Here is a 20,205-nt window from a genome sequence, read left to right as displayed (position 1 = left end):
TTGCGAAAGAGCATGCTACTGTTATTACTGACACCCTTGTTTTTGGCGGGGTGTTCTACAACTTCAGCCAGTCAAAACACGACCACATCAACTGTGAAACAATCAGAAATAACAACAAAACAGATTAGTGGCTGGACTTATAAATCAGGTGAAAAGCCAGTTAAAATTATCAACAACGATAAACCTTCTAATATTAAAAAGACTGATTTTGATCAATCCCATATTGATTACAGTGGACTGGATAACTTAAATCGAACGAAAACAGCAACTGCATATTTAACCCGTAACAATTTAGGTAGATCCAATACTAGAACTGAACAAGTATGGCGTCCAACCGGTTGGCATAATGAACCAAAGTATGTCGACAATATGCGAGTTATCCCTCAAAATCGCGGTCATTTGATTGCATACACAATGACTTTTAATTTAAACAAGTCTGGTCAAACGCAGCAAGGTGAGCTTGGTAGTATTGATAATCCTTATAATTTATTTACACAGACGGAATTTTCAAATCAAAAGACGATGACGCAAGTGGAACAAAAGGTTCGAGATGCGCTTGCTCAAAATAAGAAAGTTATTTATAAGGTGACTCCGATTTTTCGTGGGCAAGAGTTAATGGCCCGAGGGGTCTGGGTTCAAGCAATATCGACTGATGGTAGTTTGAAATTCAATCGTTATTTGTGGAACATTCAGAATAACATCGAATTTGACTATGCAACCGGTCGTTCGAAAGTTGATCGTAATCTCAAAGTTCCCGCTGTATCAAACGCACATCAGAAGAATTATCATCATTATAAGAAGCAACGAAATTATAAGCACACCAATTAATTTGACCTCGAGCAAACGCAAAGTGTTAAATTATTAATTGAGGTGAAATATATGCGTGAGATAGAGAAATTAGATAATGGTGAGTGGTATTACTTTTTGGATGACGAAGTAGTTCAGAGAAAAGCCAATGCAGCCAAACTTTGTCAGGAATTTAATGAAATTTCAGCAACTGAACCCGAAAATCAGACCTCAAAAATCAAAGAGATTTTGGGATCATATGGGAAAAATATTTCTGTTCAAAGCCGGTTTAATTGTGATAACGGAAAGAATATTCATGTTGGCAATGATTTCTTGAGCAATTATAACTTGACGATTTTAGACATTGCTCCCGTTAATATCGGAAATAATGTCATGATTGGTCCTAATGTTGATATTTATACAGTTAATCATCCCATGACAGCCAAAGGTCGTCGAGAATACTTGGGTAAGGGATTTCCAGTGACAATTGGCAACGATGTCTGGATCGGTGGAAAAGTGTCAATCATGCCTGGTGTAACCATTGGTAATAATGTAGTGATTGCTGCTGGGGCCGTGGTTACTAAGGATGTTCCTGATAATAGCTTGGTTGGTGGAGTTCCAGCTAAGCTTATTAAAAAACTAGACGAAGATAATAACTAGATGCTTTTATAATGGGAAAAGGTTGATGTCGTTAAAAAAAACGGCATCAACCTTTTTTGTATAATTTTTATGAAGTTGGATTTAACTTAGTCATGTCAGATTGTTACTAATGATTATCTTTGTATTCAGATGGTGTACAGCCAATATATTTATGAAAAATTCTAGTGAAACGTTGATAAGTCGAAAAACCACATGACTGGGCGATAAAAGTAATTGATTCGCTAGAAACCTTTAGTAGTTCCGTAGCTTTCTTAAGTCGATATTTGGTCAAGTATTCCTTTGGACCGATATTCATATTTTCCTTAAAAAGTTTAAATAGATAAGTTCGGTCGACATTTAAATATTCAACAACATCATTAATTGTAATGGCGGATTCATAATTATTTCTGATGTAATATAAAGCTTGCGTATACAATTTATCTGGATCTGATGAATGGCTGTTGGAATCACTTGGAAAAGCGTTACATAGTGAGTTAAGAATTTTTAGGAGCTTGGCTGAATATAAGAAGTCACTACTATTTTTCTCTTGAGAATAATTTACTATTTCAACAATTTTTTGTGGTACAACTGGCGTATCTTTTATAGAGAAAACAGGATTTTTATAAGAAATATCAATTTGGGACATGTATTGTTTGAGTAATTCACCAGTGAATCGGATCCAATAAAAACTCCAAGGATCATTTTTATCAGCAATCATAGTAACTGTTTTATTTGGTTCGATATATATAAAATCTCCCTTTTTTAAATGATATTTAACATCATTGCTAATAAAGACGCCTTTGCCATCGGAAATATAATGCAACATATATCCGGATCTACCTAATGGTCCATAACGATGTGAAGGAACAGTGGCCTCGTAACCACCAGATGTTAGATATAGATATGGATTATATTTTTCATTACTGAAGACAAAATTCTTTTTCATTATTATTTACCATTCAACATTTCGACATATTATAGCAACATTATAACATTTGAAACCGCTTACTCTAGCTGTAGAATACATTTGTAAGTTAATTAATGAACAAAATAAATTAAATCAATTTGAGGAGTTAAGTCATGAAGAATGATCGTAAGTTATATGAGAAAATATCTGATGAAATTCTTCCAGCAATTGGAGGAAAGGACAATGCCATTGAGGCTTTTCACTGTGCAACTAGGCTGAGAATTGCTTTAAAGGATACTAGTAAGATTGATAAGGAAGCCTTGTCAAAAATTGAATTGGTCAAGGGAGTTAATCTTAATAAGAGTCAATTACAAATAATTTTTGGTGCTGGATTAGTTGATAAGGTAACCGATGTCTTCATTCAACATACAGGTATACCATATTATTCCGTTGACTCTGATAGTTCGACTACGATTAAAGAGGATTCTAAGAAGGAAGATAAAAAGAGCTTCTTTCAAAAGTTTATTGATGATCTGACAGGTGTTTTTACAGAGATTTTACCGGGTATTTTGGCCGGTGGTATTTTAATTGGGTTGAATAATCTTTTAACTCAAAAAATCTTTGGTACACAATCATTGGTTCAAATGTTTCCAGGTATTTCCGGGATTAGTACGATTGTAAATTTAGGATCATCCGGTATTTTTGCCATGTTGCCCCTGATTGTTGTTTATTCAGCTACTAAACGATATGGCGGTAGACCAGTTTTGGGGCTAGCAATAGGAGCCGTAATGATGTCGGCCTCTTTGCCATCAATGTCCGATGTTCAAACTGGTGCTGCTAAAGCAATTATTGCCAATATTTTTGGTTGGAAATTATCATTAACTAATTTTGGCGGTCAAATTATTGTTGCCTTAATTATGGGCTGGGTTATTGCTAAATTGGATAATTACTTTCAAAAGAAATTACCTGGGGTCATTCAATTTGTTCTTTCACCAATGTTAACAATTTTAATTTCATCATTTATCCTATTCATGATTGTTGGACCTATTGGAGTCACATTATCTACTTGGATTACCAACGGATTAGTTTGGATGTCGCAATCATTAGGTATCTTTGGTTACATTATTTTCGGTGGAATCCAGCAGTTGATTGTTATTACAGGATTACATAATATGTTCGGTGCAATTGAAACTCAATTGATCTCAACGACTAAATACGATTTTCTTAATCCCTTATTCTCAGGTGCTTTAATGGGTCAAGGTGGCGGAGTATTGGCTTACTTCTTCTTGAATAGAAAGGATGCCAAGGCACGTGAAATCTCAATTTCAGCATTCTTCTCAATTTTATTTGGTATTTCTGAGCCAGCATTATTCGGTATCAATATTAAAAATAAATATCCATTGATTGGTGGTTGTATCGGTGGTGCAACTGCTGGAGCTTACATCTATTTAACAAAATTAACGGCTGTTGCTTTTGGTACGACTGGACTACCTGGTATTGCTATTGCTGCTCCACAAAATAATGGTTATCTCAATTATATTCTAACTAACTTGATAGGTATCGCTGTTGGTTTTCTAGCATCATTGTTAGTATCCAAATTTTCGACGTCTAAATCTAAAGTTGCCGCAACTAAAAAGACTGTGGACGAAGTTCCCACGGAACAATTGAGTGTTGATTAAACGAGGTTAAATACGATGACAAATAGAATCAAAGAATTTAGAAATATGGTTGCTCATCTATCTGATGTGCCAATTTCAGATGTTGAAAAGGAGCAGTCCATTGCTCAAGCAAGTCCTTATCGACAGACGTACCATATTGAAAGTGAATCCGGTACATTGGGAGATCCAAATGGATTTTCTTACTTCAATGGGAAATATCATTTATTTTATCAATGGAGTCCAATGGCATTTTCAAAGGCGCCACATTATACCCAACATGGTTGGAAACATTTAATTTCAGATGATTTAGTTAATTGGCAGGATTTAGGTGCTGCTATTGAAAGTGATACGAAATACGATAAATATGGAACTTATTCCGGTAGTGCCATTCCCGTTCATGATAAGTTGCTGATGTTTTACACAGGCAATACGTGGATTAATACTGAGACAGATAATAATTGGCTTCGTGTTCCATATCAGTTAACAGCTTTTATGGATAAGAATAATCAAGTTCATAGGAGTAATTCTCCAATCATTGAAGGAACTTTTGATGGGTACACGGCTCATTTTAGAGATCCTAAAGTTTGGCAAAAGGACAGCCAATACTATGCGATTTTGGGAGTGCAGAGAAAAAATTTGACTGGAACTGCTTTGATTCTCCAGAGTGATGATTTTGAAAAATGGCATTCACTAGGAGAATTAAAAACTAATTACGAGGAACTGGGATATATGTGGGAATGCCCGGACTACTTCGAAATAGATGACAAAGGCATGCTGATTTTTTGCCCACAAGGATTAAAAAGTTCTGGAAGTCAGTATCAAAATATTTATCAAACGTGCTACTTGTTGGGAGATCAGGTCTCACTACCACAAACCGATTTTAAACATGAGTCATTAAATGAATTGGATAATGGCTTTGATCTTTATGCTAGTCAAACGATGTTAGCCCCTGATGGCAGACGAATCATTATTTCTTGGATGGGATTACCTGAAACCGCCTATCCGACTGAAAAATATCATTATTCGGGATGCATGACGATTCCCAAAGAACTGCACATTAAAAATGGAGAATTATATCAAATACCGATTAAGGAAATGAATTCATTACGAAAAAATTGTCATTCACTTAATGAACGTCTTGAGAATGAAACAGTTGACCTTAAGTTAAAAAAAATGTCTAATGAGTTTGACCTAACAGTTAAATTTAATGATTCCAATGCACTTATGTTAGATTTATTTGCTGATGCGTTAGATCAACGTCGATTTAGAGTCATTCTAAATAAGAAGAAAAATGAAATTATGATTGACCGCTCACAATCAGGTGTGGAAGTAGCAACTGAGTATGGCGTAACTAGAAAAATTGATTACAAATTATCTGAAAAATTAAATTTAAAAATTTATACGGATTGTTCATCAATTGAAATATTTATTAATAATGGTGAGAAAGTATTTACTTCTAGAATTTTTCCAAACGAAGATCAAATCCATATGTTTTTACATAGTATCTGTGGAACAACAAATATTGATGGTTCAATATATGAAATGAAATAATAGGTGGAAAAGTAGAAATTATGACTGATTTAATTCAAGTTGATCAAAAGAGAAGAATATTTTATCTGAGTAACCAGAAAATAAGTTACATTTTTCGAGTTATGCCGAGAATGAATAAGCTAGAGCATATTTATTTTGGCGACAAAATATCCTCACATCGAACAATTGAAAATACTATTCAGACTAGTTTTGCATGGGGAGAGAAAAGAATTGTTGGTGATGATAATTCATCATTGTCAAAGTTGATGCAAGAATACCCAGAATATGGAACTAGTGATTATCGGATGCCCGCTTTTGAGATTGATTATCCGACCGGAGATAGTATTTCCAACTTTGAATATGTCGGTTATAAAATTATTGATGGAGCGTTAGAAATCAAAAATTTACCCCATGTTAGATATAAAAATGATGAATGTCAGACACTGATAATTAGTCTAAAGGATCAGTATAGCGACCTAGAATTAAGTCTTAATTATACGATTGATTTGAATAATGCCAGTATAATCAAAAATGCAACGATTAAAAATAATGGGAAGAAAATTTACAATTTAGAAAATATCAAGAGTAACTGTTTGGATATTCCCAATGAACAATTTGAATTAATTACTCTAAATGGCAATTGGGCTCGAGAAAAGCATGTGAATCGGGAATCAATTCATCAGGGAATTAAAGAAATTAGCAGTTCTCGAGGTGCTAGTGGTCATGTCCATGATCCATTTATTGCGTTGGTTAATCCGGAAACAACCCAAAGTAGTGGTGTAGCTTATGGAATTTCTACTATTTATAGTGGTAATCATAAGGAAACCGTTGAGCTAGATTCTTATGGTGTAGTCAGAATATTGACGGGGATCAACGATGAACACTTTAAATGGGAATTGAAGGCTGGAGAAAGTTTTACGACACCACAATCGATTTTGACATTTTCTAGTAATGGATTAAATCAGATGAGTCAAACTTTCCATAATTTGATTAGAGATCATTTGATTGAATTTAAGTGGAAAGATGTAAAACCTCCAGTCCTTATTAATAATTGGGAAGCAACGTATTTTGATTTTAATGAAAGTAAAATTATTGATTTAGCCACTAAAGCGGCCACTCTTGGTTGTGACCTTTTTGTTTTAGATGATGGGTGGTTTGCACAACGTAATGGTGAGAAGGGTTCACTAGGTGATTGGCGAGTGAATTTTGATAAGTTACCACATGGATTAGATTTTATCTCACAGAAAATTCATGCATTAGGTATGGATTTTGGATTATGGTTTGAACCGGAGGCAGTTTCTGATGATACTCCCATTTTTAAGGAACATCCGGAATGGATAATTGGTGTAAAAAATAAATCATATAGTTTAGGTCGAAATGAATATTTGTTGGATTTTAGTAATCCCAAAGTAATTGATAATATTTTTGGGCAGATGGATAAAATTTTATCTAGTACCAAAATTGAATACCTTAAATGGGATATGAATCGGAATATTACAGAACCTTACTCAAATTACTTGAACTCTGATCAGCAGGGTGAATTTTTCCATCGGTATATTTTAGGAGTTTATGATTTGTATGAGCGTCTGTTAAAAAAGTATCCAAAATTATTGATTGAATCTTGTGCGAGTGGCGGCGGTAGATTTGATTTAGGGATGTTATACTATGCGCCGCAAACTTGGGGTAGTGACGATACAGATGCCTATGAAAGACATCAAATTCAAGCCGGAGAATCTTATGTTTATCCACTCAGATCCATTGGTACACATGTTTCAGTGTCACCTAATCACCAAACGGGTCGAATAACGTCATTGCAATCAAGAGGAAATGTTGCCTTGTTTGGGACCTTTGGATATGAAATGAATCTACTAGATTTGTCGTCTGAGGAACAAGCAGAAGTAAAGCGTCAGATTAAATTAAAGAAAAAGTATGATGAACTGATTACCCATGGAAATTTTTATCGCCTAAATACTCGTTTGGAAGGAACTGATGCTTGGATGGTTACTTCGGTGAATCAAAAGCAAGCTCTAGTATGTTATTTTAAAGGACTAAGTCATCCAAATATGGGTTATGACCAAGTAAGATTAGATGGATTGGATACTAAAACTAAATATACTATTAATGATTCTTATGATTTGTATGGTGATGAGTTAATGAAAATTGGCTTACCAGTCCGTTTTAGTAGTCAAAAGACCAAAAAGAGTGACTTTGAAAGTAGTTTATTTGAGATTAAAGCAAATTGATGAATAGTATTTACTAACTAAAGGTTGAAAGTTTAGTTAAGTATGCCGTTTCCAGAGCTGAGAGTATTCAATTGCTGCGCGGAACGGCCCGAGCCTGGGAAGCGGTCTCGAACCTCGGTTGAAGCCTCGCAAAAACCGCGAGTCTCCAACGCGACCGGTGGTGTAATTGCTAAAGCAATAACACCACTTTCGCTGCAAATGAATACTCTCAGCTCTTCCAACTAGTTTATTCTTTAAATGGTGGGAACAATAAAACAAAACTCCTGATTATTTAAATAAATTAACTATAGGCCAGTAACATCAATGGTTATATTAGTTTTTCACCTTTCAACCTTTAGGTTTTTAATAATAAGAATGTCCGACTGTGATCTCTTGCTATTTAACTAAATTGGTAAATAAATTGAATTTAGGACTGTAACAGCAATGTTTATATCACTTTTTCACATTTCAACCTTCAGTTACTAAATCAAAAAGAAGGTGTTTTCTACTTGAAATTACAAGTTGAAAACACCTTCTTTTAATATTACCAAAGGTTGAAATATTATTTTATTTTCTAGTCGCTAACAACGACCAATGCTTTGATAACTTTACGATCAGTCATTTCTTGATAAGCATCATTGATTTCTTCAAGACTGAAGCTCTTTGTGAAGACCAATCCCGGATTGATTTCGCCATCGAGAACAGCTTTCAACAAGCGTTCCTTGTCATAAGTTGTAACTGAAGCGGGACCACCGCCAAGAATAATATTCTTGCCAAATGATGATGAAACGTCCATTTTACCAGTATGTGGCAATCCAACACGACCAACGATTGAACCAGGACGACCGACTCTCATAGCTGTTTCAGTTGAAAGTTCAGTTCCGACACATTCCAAAACAGCGTCAGCACCTTCATTATTTGTCAAAGCCAAAATCTTTTTGACGCCTTCATCACCACGTTCAGCAACATTGTCAGTAGCACCAAATTTCTTAGCCAAAGCTTCACGGTCAGGGTGACGACTAGTTGAGATAATCTTAGTGGCTCCCATCATCTTGGCAGCAATAATACCACATTGACCAACGGCACCGTCACCCATAACAACAACAGTGTCACCAGGTTTAACCTCTGCTACACGAGCAGCGTGATAACCAGTTGCCATAACATCAGCCAAAGTTAGGAGTGATTTAAGCATACCTTCTGAATAATCACTAGGTTTGCCGGGAACCTTGACTAAAGCCCATTGACCATGTTGGAAACGAATATATTCAGCTTGATTGCCATTACTGAAGTTGTCACTATGTGATTGACAGTCGCCGTCGAATCCAGCACGACAAGCTTTACAATAGCCACATCCGTGAGTAAATGGAGCAATAACAAAATCACCCGGTTTAACAGTCGTGATTTCAGATCCAACTTCTTCGACAATTCCGATAGCTTCGTGACCAGAATTTTCTGAATTTTCAGCTTTATCCTCTAAACCACGGTATGCCCAAAGGTCAGAACCGCAGACACAAGCGCGAACAACTTTGATGATTACGTCATCATCAGCTTGAATAGTTGGTTTTTCAGCATCCTCAAGTTTCATTTGACCAACTTTTTCAAAAATTGCTTTCTTCATATAGAAATCTCTCCTTTTTAATTATTAACAATTAAATTATAACTATAATAGTATGAAAAGTAACCGTTTACCTTTAGTTAATTATAAAACTAAAGGTTGAAAGGGTTAGTTAAGTATGCCGTTTCCAGAGCTGAGAGTATTCAATTGCTGCGCGGAACGGCCCGAGCCTGGGAAGCGGTCTCGGACCTCGGTTGAAGCCTCGCAAAACCCGCGAGTCTTCAACACGCCCGGTGATGTAAGGACTAAAGTCCTAACATCACTTTCGCTGCAAATGAATACTCTCAGCTCTTCCAACTAGTTTGTTTTTTTTATAGCAGGCACAATAAAATAAAGATTTCTGAGCTATTTAAATAAATTAGCTTTAGGTATGTAACAACAAGTTTTTGTATAAATTTTTTACCTTTCAATATTCAGATATGATTCTATTGATAGTTTGAAATCAAAAATAGTCGTTATAACGCCACATAACTGTTGTGTTTATTAAGAACAGTCTTCAGCGGAGTGACTTTTATTTGATTTTTTAATATTAAGAAATTCATGATCAACCGTGACACAAAAATATAAAAGGGTAATCCCTAGATATACCAAAATGTTAGTATTCGGTTGACAGGTATTTCATCAGCAGCGAGGGTCGAGACCGTATTTCGGCTCGAGCCGGTCCCACAGCAGGTGAAATATCTGTCAGCCGGATGCGGCCTCCACCAAAACCCTAATTGACATTTAACTTAATTAAAATTATTATAATGTTCTACATAAAAAGGGGGATAGCTTATGGATGACAGCTTGAGCGTTAGAACTGCCATGAAAGATACACTTCCAACGGTATTTGGTTACATTGGCATTGGAATTTCGTTTGGAATCGTGGCAGCATCGGCTGGAATGAGCGTATTAATGGCGACGTTGATGTCGTTGATTGTTTACGCTGGTTCAGCACAATTTATTTTGGTCAGTTTATTGGCGATTGGGACGCCGATTTTTTCAATTGTTTTATCAGTCTTTTTGGTTAATTCTAGAATGATTTTGATGAGTATGACCACAGCTAATTTCTTCAAAAAGAATTCTATTTTTGAAAACATTTTAATTGGTAGTCTGATTACTGATGAAAGTTTTGCTTTGAGTATGAACAAACTTAATTTTACTAACGGAAAATTGGGATTTAAATGGTTTAATACCGTCAATTTGATGGCATATCTTGTTTGGGCAGCGTCCACAATGGTTGGTGCTATGTTAGGTAAAATTATTAGTAATCCTGAAAAATTAGGCTTGGATTTTGCCCTAGTTGCCATGTTTATTGGCTTGTTGTATTTGCAATTGATCAGTGACAAGACAATCTCATTAAAAGTACAATTAATCGTTGTTTTGGCAATGTTGCCACTAGTTTATTTTGGACTAATTTTTATTTCGAGTGATTTGCTGATCTTGGTTGTAACTTTGATTGGCTGCGGGTTAGGGGTGATCTTGAAAAATGCCTTCGACTAAATTTGTTTTGTGGACATTGATAGCCTGTGGTTTAGTGACATGGTTATCAAGAATTTTGCCATTTGTCTTGTTGAAGAAATTCAATTTACCAGCCAAAGTTGTTGAATTCTTAGGATTCGTACCAATTACAATTATGGCAGCCTTGTGGTTTGAGAATCTATTCCATCAAAATTTGGGACACTTGCCAACAATTGACTATGCCAATTTAATTGCCTCAATTCCAACTGTTTTAACCGCAATATTAACGAAAAAATTACTGTTAATCGTCATTGTGGGAATCATTTCCCTAGCTCTGGTACGTTTAGCAATTTAGAAATACCTGAAGTTAGATTCAGGTATTTTTTTTATGCCTAGATTATAATTATCTTAATTGGTATTTTTGGAGGGTGAGTAGATGAAAGCAATTGTGGTTGAAAAAGCTGGTGGACCTGAAGTTTTAGAATATAAAGAAGTTCCTACACCGAAGGTTAAGTCCGGATGGTCACTAGTTCAGGTAAAAGGATTTGGTATCAATCATTCAGAAATTTTTACGCGTGACGGCGAGTCTCCAAGTGTAAAATTCCCACGAATTTTAGGAATTGAATGTGTGGGAGTTGTGGCTGAAAGTACGACCACTGAATTGCAGAATGGACAAAAAGTGATTTCAATTATGGGTGAAATGGGTCGTGCTTTTGACGGATCATATGCTGAATATGTTCTGTTGCCCAATGAACAAATTTATCCGGTAGAAACAAAGTTGGATTGGGCTGATTTGGCAGCTGTGCCAGAGACTTTTTACACCGCTTTTGGTTCATTAAAAACTTTAAATTTACAAGCTGAAGATTCGGTTTTGATTCGGTCAGGTGCCAGCGGCGTGGGGATTGCGGCGTTGCGCTTGATTAAAGCCCAATATCCAGAGATTAAAGTAACTGGTTCAGTTCGTAAACAAGCCAAGGAACAGGTTTTATTGGATGCTGGTTATGACTTGGCAGTTGAAGATCAGAATGGAGTATTGCAGACTACTGAAAAGTATGACAAAGTATTGGATTTAGTTGGTCCCAAGACATTAAAGGATACTTTCAATCATGTCAACTCACAGGGAATTGTCTGCAACACAGGTGAACTTGGTGGCCAGTGGTATATGGACGATTTTGATCCCATTTCTGATATTCACGAGGGCGCTTATTTGACTTCATTATCATCGGGTGAAGTGACTAGTGAAAAACTTAATGAGATGCTTGATTTTATTAATAAATATCAGGTAAAAGTTGCCCCAACGAAAATTTATCGCTTGAATCAGGTCAGAGAAGCACATGAATATTTGGAGAGTGGGCACAATTTAGGTAAGGTCGTTGTTGTAAATTAAGATAATTAGTGAAAATATTTATCAAATCTTGAATTTTTTTGTTTTAAATGTCTGATAGAATGCTTAAGTAGCAAATTAATAAGAGGGTATGATCATGGAGAAATTTGCATTATTAATTGTTTTATTTGCAGCTTTGGCGACACCATTAATTACCGCCAGATTTCATTTAACGAGAATGCCAACCTCAATTTCTGAAATTATTATGGGAATAATCATTGGAAAAACGGGGTTAAACATTGTCCAACCAGGTCAGAGTTTACAATATATTGCCAATTTGGGCGTTATTATGTTGATCTTTTTAGGTGGAATGGAAATTGATTTTTCACTTTTGGAACCAAAAAAGGACAAAACCACTTATTCACCATTGGGAACAGCCTTTGGTGGATTCATGTCGATATTTATCATGTCGATTATTTTGAGTGCCATTTTATATGAGACAGGAATTTTCAGTCAATTCATTTTAGCCGTAATTTTATTTAGTACGATTGCCTTGGGTGTGATCATTTCTCTATTGAAAGAAGCAAACATACTTAATACTAATTATGGCCAGACAATTTTGTTAACGTCAGCCTTTGGGGAATTTATTCCTTTAGTTGCATTGACGATTTATTCGGCAGTCCAACAACAACACTACATTTCAGTTTTAGGATTACCGGTCATCTTTTTAATAGCAATTTTCCTATTGCATCGATTTAATCGAGTTTATGTTTTCTTTGATAAAATCGATAAGTCGACGACACAGTTGGATATTCGTTTGGCATTTTTCTTGATTTTCACTTTGGTAACGTTTGCTGAGCAGATTGGTGCTGAGAGTATTTTGGGTGCCTTCTTGGCAGGTGCGGTTATGAAACTGTTGAAACCTAAGGAGGATACTGAGGCAAAATTAAGTTCAATGGGATATGGGTTCTTCATCCCAGTATTTTTCATTACTACTGGAGTAAACCTTAATTTAAGAAAACTCTTTGTGAATAAGGATGCCTTGTTACTGATTCCAATATTTTTAGTAGCTTTCCTACTTTCTAAAGCCATCGTTTACTTTGTATTCCGCAAACGTTTTGGTAACCGTTATGCTATTGCTGCGACAATCGTCACGTCAACTACTATTACTTTGGTTTTGCCAATCTTACAAGTCGGTCAAAATTTGAAATTAATTACAACCGCTCAATCAGGAGCAATCACGTTGGCGGCAATAATTACCTGTCTAGTTTGTCCGACATTGTTTAATAAGATAGTCACGAATCAAACATTTGATCTTAATTAAAGAGGGGATTCTTTGTGACAAAAGATCGTTTACTAGCATTCAGTGACGGCGTTTTTGCCATTTTAATTACTATTTTGGTTTTGGAGTTTACTGTGCCAAAATTTCAAACGGGACATTTACTAATTGCGATGCTGCAACAGTGGCCAATATTGGTAGCGTATATCGTTTCATATTTTTACGTAGGGACATTGTGGTTGTTTCACCACGATTATTTTCAAGCGTTGAAATCAATTGATCGGCGGTTAAATTTAATCAATCTGTTGATGTTATTTAGTATTACCTTGATAAATTACCCGATGGCGTTAGTTGCAGAGACATTGAACCGCGGAAATAATGGGGATATCAGAGTGGCATTTATAGCTTATGCAGTAATTGCGTTGTTTATATCGGGTACGTTTCAACTTTTGTATTTTTACGTTGGAAAGCACGCGGAATTGATGTCCGAAAAAATGAAACGAGCGCGGTTTAGGAAAAGTCACTCTGATCCTTTGATCAGTATGGTGTTGTATATATTAGCAATCGTCACATCACTATTCTGGGTATCGTTGGGTGCGGTATTTTTGTTACTAGGAATCTGTTTTCATTTCGTGGCGTATTTGCATTTAAGCAATGCACTTGGTCAAAAATAGTAATAATGTGTGAGTTTGCCGTTTCCAGAGCTGAGAGTATTCATATGCTGCGCGGAACGGCCCGAGCCAGAAAGCGGTCTCGAGCCTCGGTTGAAGCCTCGCAAAACCCGCGAGTCTTCAACACGTCCGGTGGTGTAATTGCTGAAGCAATAACGCCACTTTCGCTGCAAATGAATACTCTCAGCTCTTCCAACTAGTTTATTTTTTTAATAGCGGAACAGTAAAATAAAGACTTCTGCTTATTTAAGTAAATTAGCTCTAAACCTGTAATAATAATGGTTAGATTAGTTTCTCACCTTTCAATCTTCAGTTACTAAAGGTTAATTAGTCGGAAGAACTGGGATATTTAAGAGCGCCACACATATTAAATAAATTATTTTATGAATATTAAAAAACAAATTGATAATTCCGGAACAAATCTCAGCATAATTTACAATTGTAGGTTAAACTGATCATGTTAATAAATTGCAAAGTAAAGGACGGGATTCCGATGAGTAATAAAAAGTATGAAGCAAGTACTGCAGAGAACCATGTTGAAATTGTAAATTTAGCTAGTCTTGAGGCTAGAGTTAAAGATCACATGAGTAATGAAAAGGGTGCTTTTGGATATATCCGTGGAGGCGCTGAGGACGAATGGACTCTAAAGCAAAATACTGAGGCTTTTAATAACAAGGAAATCATGCCTCGTGTTATTCAAGGTATCGATCACGCTGACTTGAGTACAAAATTGTGGGATATTGATTTGAAGACTCCTATTATTCAAGCACCATCAGCTGCTCATGGTTTGGCTCATGTTAAGGGTGAAACTGATACTGCCAAGGGTGTTGCCGCTGCTGGTTCAATTTTCTCAATCAGTACATACGCAAGTACATCAGTTGAAGATGCTGCCGCTGCTGCTCCAGATTCACCATTATTTTTCCAATTGTATATGAGTAAAGATGATAAATTTAATGAATTTTTGATTAAGAAAGCTGTTAAGGCTGGAGCTAAAGCTATCGTTTTGACAGTTGATTCAACTCTTGGTGGTTATCGTGAATCAGATATCATCAATAAATTCCAATTCCCACTACCAATGCCAAACTTGGCCGGATATTCAGCAGGCGATGGTGAAGGTAAAGGAATCTCTGAAATTTATGCTTCAGCAAAACAAGGTATCGTACCAACAGATATACAAAAGATCAAAGATATGTCAGGACTACCTGTCTTGGTTAAAGGTATTCAATCGCCAGATGATGCTGAATTGGCAATTGAATTTGGCGCTGATGGTATTTGGGTTTCTAACCATGGTGGTCGTCAATTAGATGGTGGACCAGCTTCATTCGAAATGCTTCCATATATTGCCGAAGTAGTCGATAAGCGAGTTCCAATCGTCTTTGATAGTGGTGTTCGTCGTGGCGAGCATGTTTTCAAGGCATTGGCAAGTGGTGCTGATTTAGTTGCCCTTGGTCGTCCAATTATTTATGGATTGAATCTTGGTGGCGCTCAAGGTGTTACAGATGTTATTGAACACTTGAATATGGAACTTTCAATTACTATGCAACTTGCTGGTACTAAGACAATCAATGATGTTAAAAATACTAAGTTGCTTGGATAATTTTCATATCCTGATAATGTGTTAGTTATCTACTAAGGGTTGAAAGTTTAATTAAATCTGCCGTTTCCAGAGCTGAGAGTATTCAATTGCTGCGCGGAACGGCCCGAGCCAAAGTACGGTCTCGGACCTCGGTTGAAACCTCGCAAAACCCGTGAGTCTTCAACACGTCCGGTGGTGTAATTGCTGAAGCAATAACGCCACTTTCGCTGCAAATGAATACTCTCAGCTCTTCCAACTAGTTTTTTTTTAATAACAGGAACAATAAAACAAATATTTCTGATTATTTAAATAAATTGACTTTACGCTGTAATGGCAATGGTTATATTAATTTGAAAAGTTATAAGAACTGAAATTCATTTAAAAATACATTTGAAATAGTCATCCAGTTAGATTTCACCGTCTAACTGGATGACTATTTTTGACTGCTAAGACTGTTAAAAGTTTTTTTGTTTAACGCTTTTGGGGGTAAAACCGTAATTAAATTTCGCTTAAAGTGAATTCTATAATATCTTTATTAAGAATTCATTTCTCAGGTCAGAAAAGGGCATCATTCAAAAATAACTGCCAAAATATAACTAAAAACGTTTTCATAAGCAAATAAAAGTCGAATTGCTTGAGTTGAAGTTAGCTCTAAGGTGTAAAGTAATTATCAAAGTAAAATGGGATTATAGGTGGTGAGATAAATATGGGGATTTTTTCTCGATTAAGTTGGTTTTTTAAACGCCAATGGAAACAATATTTAATAGGTGTGATTGCGTTAATTTTGGTAGCGATTTGTAACGTTATTCCACCACGAATTATTGGGGATATCGTTGATGCTGTCAGCAAACGGAATATGACCATGCATTTTTTGGTTACGAATATGGTCGTACTTTTCATAGTTGCAATCGTGCAATATCTCTTGCGCTTTTTGTGGCAAAAGATGATTTACGGTAGTTCTTATGTTTTGGAGCGTGATTTAAGGAGTCGTTTATTCCGTCATTTCATGCGTATGGATACCACATTTTATCAAAAGTGGCGAACGGGTGATTTGATGGCTCATGCGACTAATGATATTGATGCGGTCCGTGATGTTGCGGGTCCTGGTATTTTGACCTTGGCAGATTCGTTGATTACCGGAACTTCGATGATTTTAGCGATGGGACTGTTGATTGACTGGAAACTGACTGGGTTAGCTGTATTACCACTGTTGTTACTAGCAGTTATGGCAAATGTCTTGGGTAAAAAAATTCACTCGGCGTTTAAAAATTCCCAAGCGGCTTTCTCAAGTATCAATAATAAAACTCAAGAGAGTGTTGTTGGTATCAAGGTTCTCAAAGCTTTAGGTCAAGAAAAAGAAGACGAAGCTGACTTTGATAAATATGTTGATGAAAATATCAAAGCTAATAAGCGTTCATATCGATTGGATGCACTGTTTGATCCTTTGACGACCATCATTATGGGATTATCTTATACAGTGACGATTATTTTTGGTGGCTTAGCTGTTTTGAATCAGCGCATCACAATTGGTCAGTTAGTTTCATTTATCACATATATGGCTGAATTGATGTGGCCGATGTATGCAGTCGGCAGTCTCTTTAATTTACTTGAAAGAGGCTCAGCCAGTTATGATCGAATCAGTGAATTGTTGGCTGAAAAGTCATCGTTAGTAAAGCCGGAGCATGTCTTTACGACTGTTCCTAATGGGACGCTAAATTTTGAGATTGATAAGTTCAGTTATCCTGATGATGAAGCAGTTGCTTTGGAAAATATTCATTTTAAATTGGGAGCTGGACAAACTCTTGGTATCGTTGGTCCAACTGGTGGTGGAAAATCAACCATTATCAGTCTATTGATGCGTGATTTTGACCATTACGATGGTGATATTAAAGTTGGAAAAATTGATATTAGAAAATATGATATCAACAGTTATTTGGATACGATCGGTTATGTACCACAGACTAACTTCTTGTTTTCAACGGATGTTAGAGATAATGTTCGTTTCGCTGATATTAAAGCAACACAGAAACAAGTTGAAGAAGCAAGTTACGTGGCCGATCTTGATGGAGATATTGCTGATATGAATGACGGTTATGACACACAAGTTGGTGAATTAGGTGTTTCATTATCAGGTGGTCAAAAACAACGGTTGGCTATTGCTCGCGCTGTTTTGAGTGATCCAAAACTGTTGATTTTAGACGATTCATTATCAGCGGTCGATTCTAAAACTGAACGAAATATTGAGCAACGAATTGCGAAGAATCGTAAAAATGGTACGACAATCATCGCTGCTAGTCGTTTGAGTTCAGTTGAGAATGCGGATCAAATTATCGTGGTCGATCACGGCAACGTGGTAGAGCAAGGGACTCATCAAGAGTTACTTAAAACTCCCGGGTGGTATGCCGATACATTTAATTTACAAGAACGAAACGCTGAGTTAGAGGGGAGGCTGAATAATGAAAGATGAGAATAAAAAAACGCTTGATGAGATTCATTCTTTAACGAGAAAAGATCAGTTCCGAGTGTTAAAACGTTTATTTAAATTTGCTGGATTGTTCAAAAAGCAATTTGGTATCGCAGCTATTTTTGCCATAGTTTTGAGTGTCATTAACGTGTTATTGCCAAGAATGTTGCAGTATTACATGGATCATTATTTGACCAATCAAAGTACTGGCGTACAAATTATTGTTATTTTTGCGATACTTTACGGAATTGGAACTCTGATCAAAGCAGCTGTGCAGTTTATCGAAGAGTTTGCCTTTGCAATGGGGGCTGAACGAACACTCGAACAAATCAGAAGCAAATTATTTCATAAATTACACGCATTAGGTTTAAATTACTTTGACACGACACCTGCGGGTTCAATCGTGTCTCGAGTTACTAATGATACGAAGACACTTTATAACTTTTGGACATTATTCCTGTGGATTCTGATTGCCTTTTTTGCAATGATTTCGGCTTTCATAGCTATGATGTCCGTCAATGTTACGTTAGCTTTGGCAACTGCTCTATTCGTTGTCATTTTGTATTTATTAATTTGGTTATATCAAAAGTTAAGTTTTAAAATATATCAACATTTACGTGAATATTTGAGTCAAATCAATACCAAATTGAATGAATCACTGATGGGAATCAATATTATTCAACAATTTGGGCAACAACAGCGAATGACAGCTGAATTTGAGGACCGTAACGGTGCTTATTTTGAAATGCGCAACAAGATGATCAACGTCAATGCTTTTCTACTATATCCAACAATTAGTTTGATGTTTGTTTTAGCAGAGCTTATTTCGTTGAGTGGTTTTGGCTGGCAGAGTATGCATATGTTAGTTGAGGCTGGTGTGATCTATGCCTTTCTGTCATATCAACAAAATTTCTTTAATCCTTTGGGCGATGTGATGAATTACATGTCATTTTATCAAGATGGCTTAGTTGCTGGGTATCGAATTATGAAGTTGTTTGACAATGAAACGAATGCACCAGCACAAAATGAGGACAGTAAAGCAGCTATTAGTGAAGGTAAGATTGAGTTTCGTCACGTGACATTCAGTTATGTACCTGGCAAACCAGTCTTAAAAGATGTTAACTTTATCGTTCAACCTGGTCAGACTGTGGCTTTTGTTGGCCACACTGGTAGTGGTAAGAGTTCAATCATAAATTTATTGCTACGTTTTTATGAATTTGGTGAAGGACAAATATTAATTGATGATCATGATATTCGGGACTATTCAACACAGGAATTACGCCAAAAGCTGGGTTTAGTTATTCAAGAACCATATTTGTTTTATGGAGATATTGCCAAAAACATTCGAATGTTTGACGATAAAATCACTGATGCTCAAGTTGAACAGGCAGGTCAATTTGTTGATGCAGATGAGTTTATTCAAAAATTACCTGGAAAGTACCATGCCAAGGTTACTGAACGTGGAGCCAGTTTTTCAACCGGACAGAGACAATTGATTTCATTTGCTCGAACAATTGTTAGAAATCCTAAAGTTTTAATTTTGGATGAGGCCACAGCTAATATTGATCCACAAACCGAACAGAGTATTACCAAAGGACTTTCGAAGATGCGGGATGACCGAACAACAATTGCTATTGCTCACCGATTATCAACTGTTCAAGATGCCGATCAGATTTTAGTATTGAGTAAAGGTCAGATCATCGAACGAGGAACTCATGAAGAATTGTTAGCTGCAGGTGGACATTATGCAGAGCTTTATGAACTTCAAGCAGCTAATGAAACTGACTTGTAAGTGATTCAAGTTTAAATACTAAAGGTTGAAAGCATGCCGTTTCCAGAGTTGAGAGTATTCAATTGCTGCGCGGAACGGTCCGAGCCAGAAAGCGGTCTCCAACGCGCCCGGTGGTGTAATTTAAAGCACTAACGCTACTTTCGCTGCAAATGAATACTCTCAGCTCTTCCAACTGGTTTGTTTTTTTAATTGAAGGAATAATAAGACGAAAACTCCTGATTGTTTAAATAAATTAACTCTAGATTTGTAACAATAATGGTTATATTAATTTTTCGCCTTTCAATCTTCAGTTAAATATAGTT

The 20,205-nt window shown here is 36.2% G+C and carries 15 protein-coding genes; 13 read left to right on the top strand and 2 right to left on the bottom strand.

Annotated features, from left to right (window positions below):
• Entirely contained in the window at positions 1–828 is an 828-nt protein-coding gene (locus tag FFM71_RS04120) for a DNA/RNA non-specific endonuclease (RefSeq protein WP_223876476.1), read from the top strand.
• 51 nt (positions 829–879) lie between these two features.
• The gene (locus tag FFM71_RS04115) at positions 880–1,446 is read left to right on the top strand and encodes a sugar O-acetyltransferase (protein ID WP_137610923.1); all 567 of its coding nucleotides are present in this window, start codon (positions 880–882) and stop codon (positions 1,444–1,446) included.
• 106 nt (positions 1,447–1,552) lie between these two features.
• Here the strand turns inward: FFM71_RS04115 and FFM71_RS04110 are convergent, their stop codons facing one another.
• Positions 1,553–2,371: an AraC family transcriptional regulator gene (locus FFM71_RS04110; protein ID WP_137610922.1), complete on the bottom strand. Its 819-nt coding sequence runs from the start codon at positions 2,369–2,371 to the stop codon at positions 1,553–1,555.
• 134 nt (positions 2,372–2,505) lie between these two features.
• On the opposite strand from FFM71_RS04110, the gene FFM71_RS04105 reads away from it, so the two are divergent.
• Genes FFM71_RS04105 through FFM71_RS04095 form a run of 3 tightly spaced genes read left to right on the top strand, consistent with a single transcriptional unit; the run spans position 2,506 to position 7,763 of the window.
• Positions 2,506–4,011, top strand: a complete 1,506-nt coding sequence (locus tag FFM71_RS04105; RefSeq protein WP_137610921.1) for a PTS transporter subunit EIIC — start codon at positions 2,506–2,508, stop codon at positions 4,009–4,011.
• Positions 4,012–4,026: 15 nt separating this feature from the next.
• On the top strand, positions 4,027–5,541 hold the full coding sequence (locus FFM71_RS04100; RefSeq protein ID WP_137610920.1) for a glycoside hydrolase family 32 protein: 1,515 nt from the start codon (positions 4,027–4,029) through the stop codon (positions 5,539–5,541).
• 20 nt (positions 5,542–5,561) lie between these two features.
• Positions 5,562–7,763: an alpha-galactosidase gene (locus FFM71_RS04095; RefSeq protein ID WP_137610919.1), complete on the top strand. Its 2,202-nt coding sequence runs from the start codon at positions 5,562–5,564 to the stop codon at positions 7,761–7,763.
• A gap of 553 nt (positions 7,764–8,316) precedes the next feature.
• Here the strand turns inward: FFM71_RS04095 and FFM71_RS04090 are convergent.
• Complete coding sequence (locus FFM71_RS04090; RefSeq protein WP_137610918.1) at positions 8,317–9,360, bottom strand: alcohol dehydrogenase catalytic domain-containing protein; 1,044 nt, start codon at positions 9,358–9,360, stop codon at positions 8,317–8,319.
• Positions 9,361–10,131: 771 nt separating this feature from the next.
• Here FFM71_RS04090 and FFM71_RS04085 point away from each other — a divergent pair.
• From FFM71_RS04085 to FFM71_RS04050, 8 genes are all read left to right on the top strand, one after another.
• Positions 10,132–10,839 carry an AzlC family ABC transporter permease gene (locus FFM71_RS04085; protein ID WP_137610917.1) on the top strand — a complete coding sequence of 236 codons (708 nt, stop codon included), beginning with the start codon at positions 10,132–10,134 and terminating at the stop codon, positions 10,837–10,839.
• Positions 10,826–11,152 (top strand): AzlD domain-containing protein, encoded by a 327-nt coding sequence (locus FFM71_RS04080; RefSeq protein ID WP_041500730.1) that lies wholly within the window; start codon positions 10,826–10,828, stop codon positions 11,150–11,152. The genes FFM71_RS04085 and FFM71_RS04080 overlap by 14 nt, the downstream gene beginning before the upstream one ends.
• A gap of 81 nt (positions 11,153–11,233) precedes the next feature.
• The gene (locus tag FFM71_RS04075) at positions 11,234–12,184 is read left to right on the top strand and encodes a zinc-binding dehydrogenase (RefSeq protein ID WP_137610916.1); all 951 of its coding nucleotides are present in this window, start codon (positions 11,234–11,236) and stop codon (positions 12,182–12,184) included.
• A gap of 94 nt (positions 12,185–12,278) precedes the next feature.
• Positions 12,279–13,445: a cation:proton antiporter gene (locus tag FFM71_RS04070; protein WP_137610915.1), complete on the top strand. Its 1,167-nt coding sequence runs from the start codon at positions 12,279–12,281 to the stop codon at positions 13,443–13,445.
• A 14-nt stretch (positions 13,446–13,459) separates the two neighbouring features.
• Entirely contained in the window at positions 13,460–14,074 is a 615-nt protein-coding gene (locus FFM71_RS04065) for a TMEM175 family protein (protein ID WP_137610914.1), read from the top strand.
• 490 nt (positions 14,075–14,564) lie between these two features.
• Positions 14,565–15,668, top strand: coding sequence for a lactate oxidase (locus FFM71_RS04060; RefSeq protein WP_137610913.1), 1,104 nt, complete (start codon positions 14,565–14,567; stop codon positions 15,666–15,668).
• Positions 15,669–16,353: 685 nt separating this feature from the next.
• On the top strand, positions 16,354–18,114 hold the full coding sequence (locus FFM71_RS04055; RefSeq protein WP_137610912.1) for an ABC transporter ATP-binding protein: 1,761 nt from the start codon (positions 16,354–16,356) through the stop codon (positions 18,112–18,114).
• The gene (locus FFM71_RS04050) at positions 18,104–19,903 is read left to right on the top strand and encodes an ABC transporter ATP-binding protein (RefSeq protein WP_137610911.1); all 1,800 of its coding nucleotides are present in this window, start codon (positions 18,104–18,106) and stop codon (positions 19,901–19,903) included. The genes FFM71_RS04055 and FFM71_RS04050 overlap by 11 nt, the downstream gene beginning before the upstream one ends.
• The last annotated feature ends 302 nt before the right edge of the window (positions 19,904–20,205 follow it).

It is taken from the genome of Companilactobacillus huachuanensis, assembly GCF_005404815.1.
In the GTDB taxonomy this organism is placed as follows: Bacteria; Bacillota; Bacilli; order Lactobacillales; family Lactobacillaceae; genus Companilactobacillus; species Companilactobacillus huachuanensis.
Note: the sequence above shows the minus strand (reverse complement) of the source record. Positions and strands in the feature narration are given on the sequence as shown.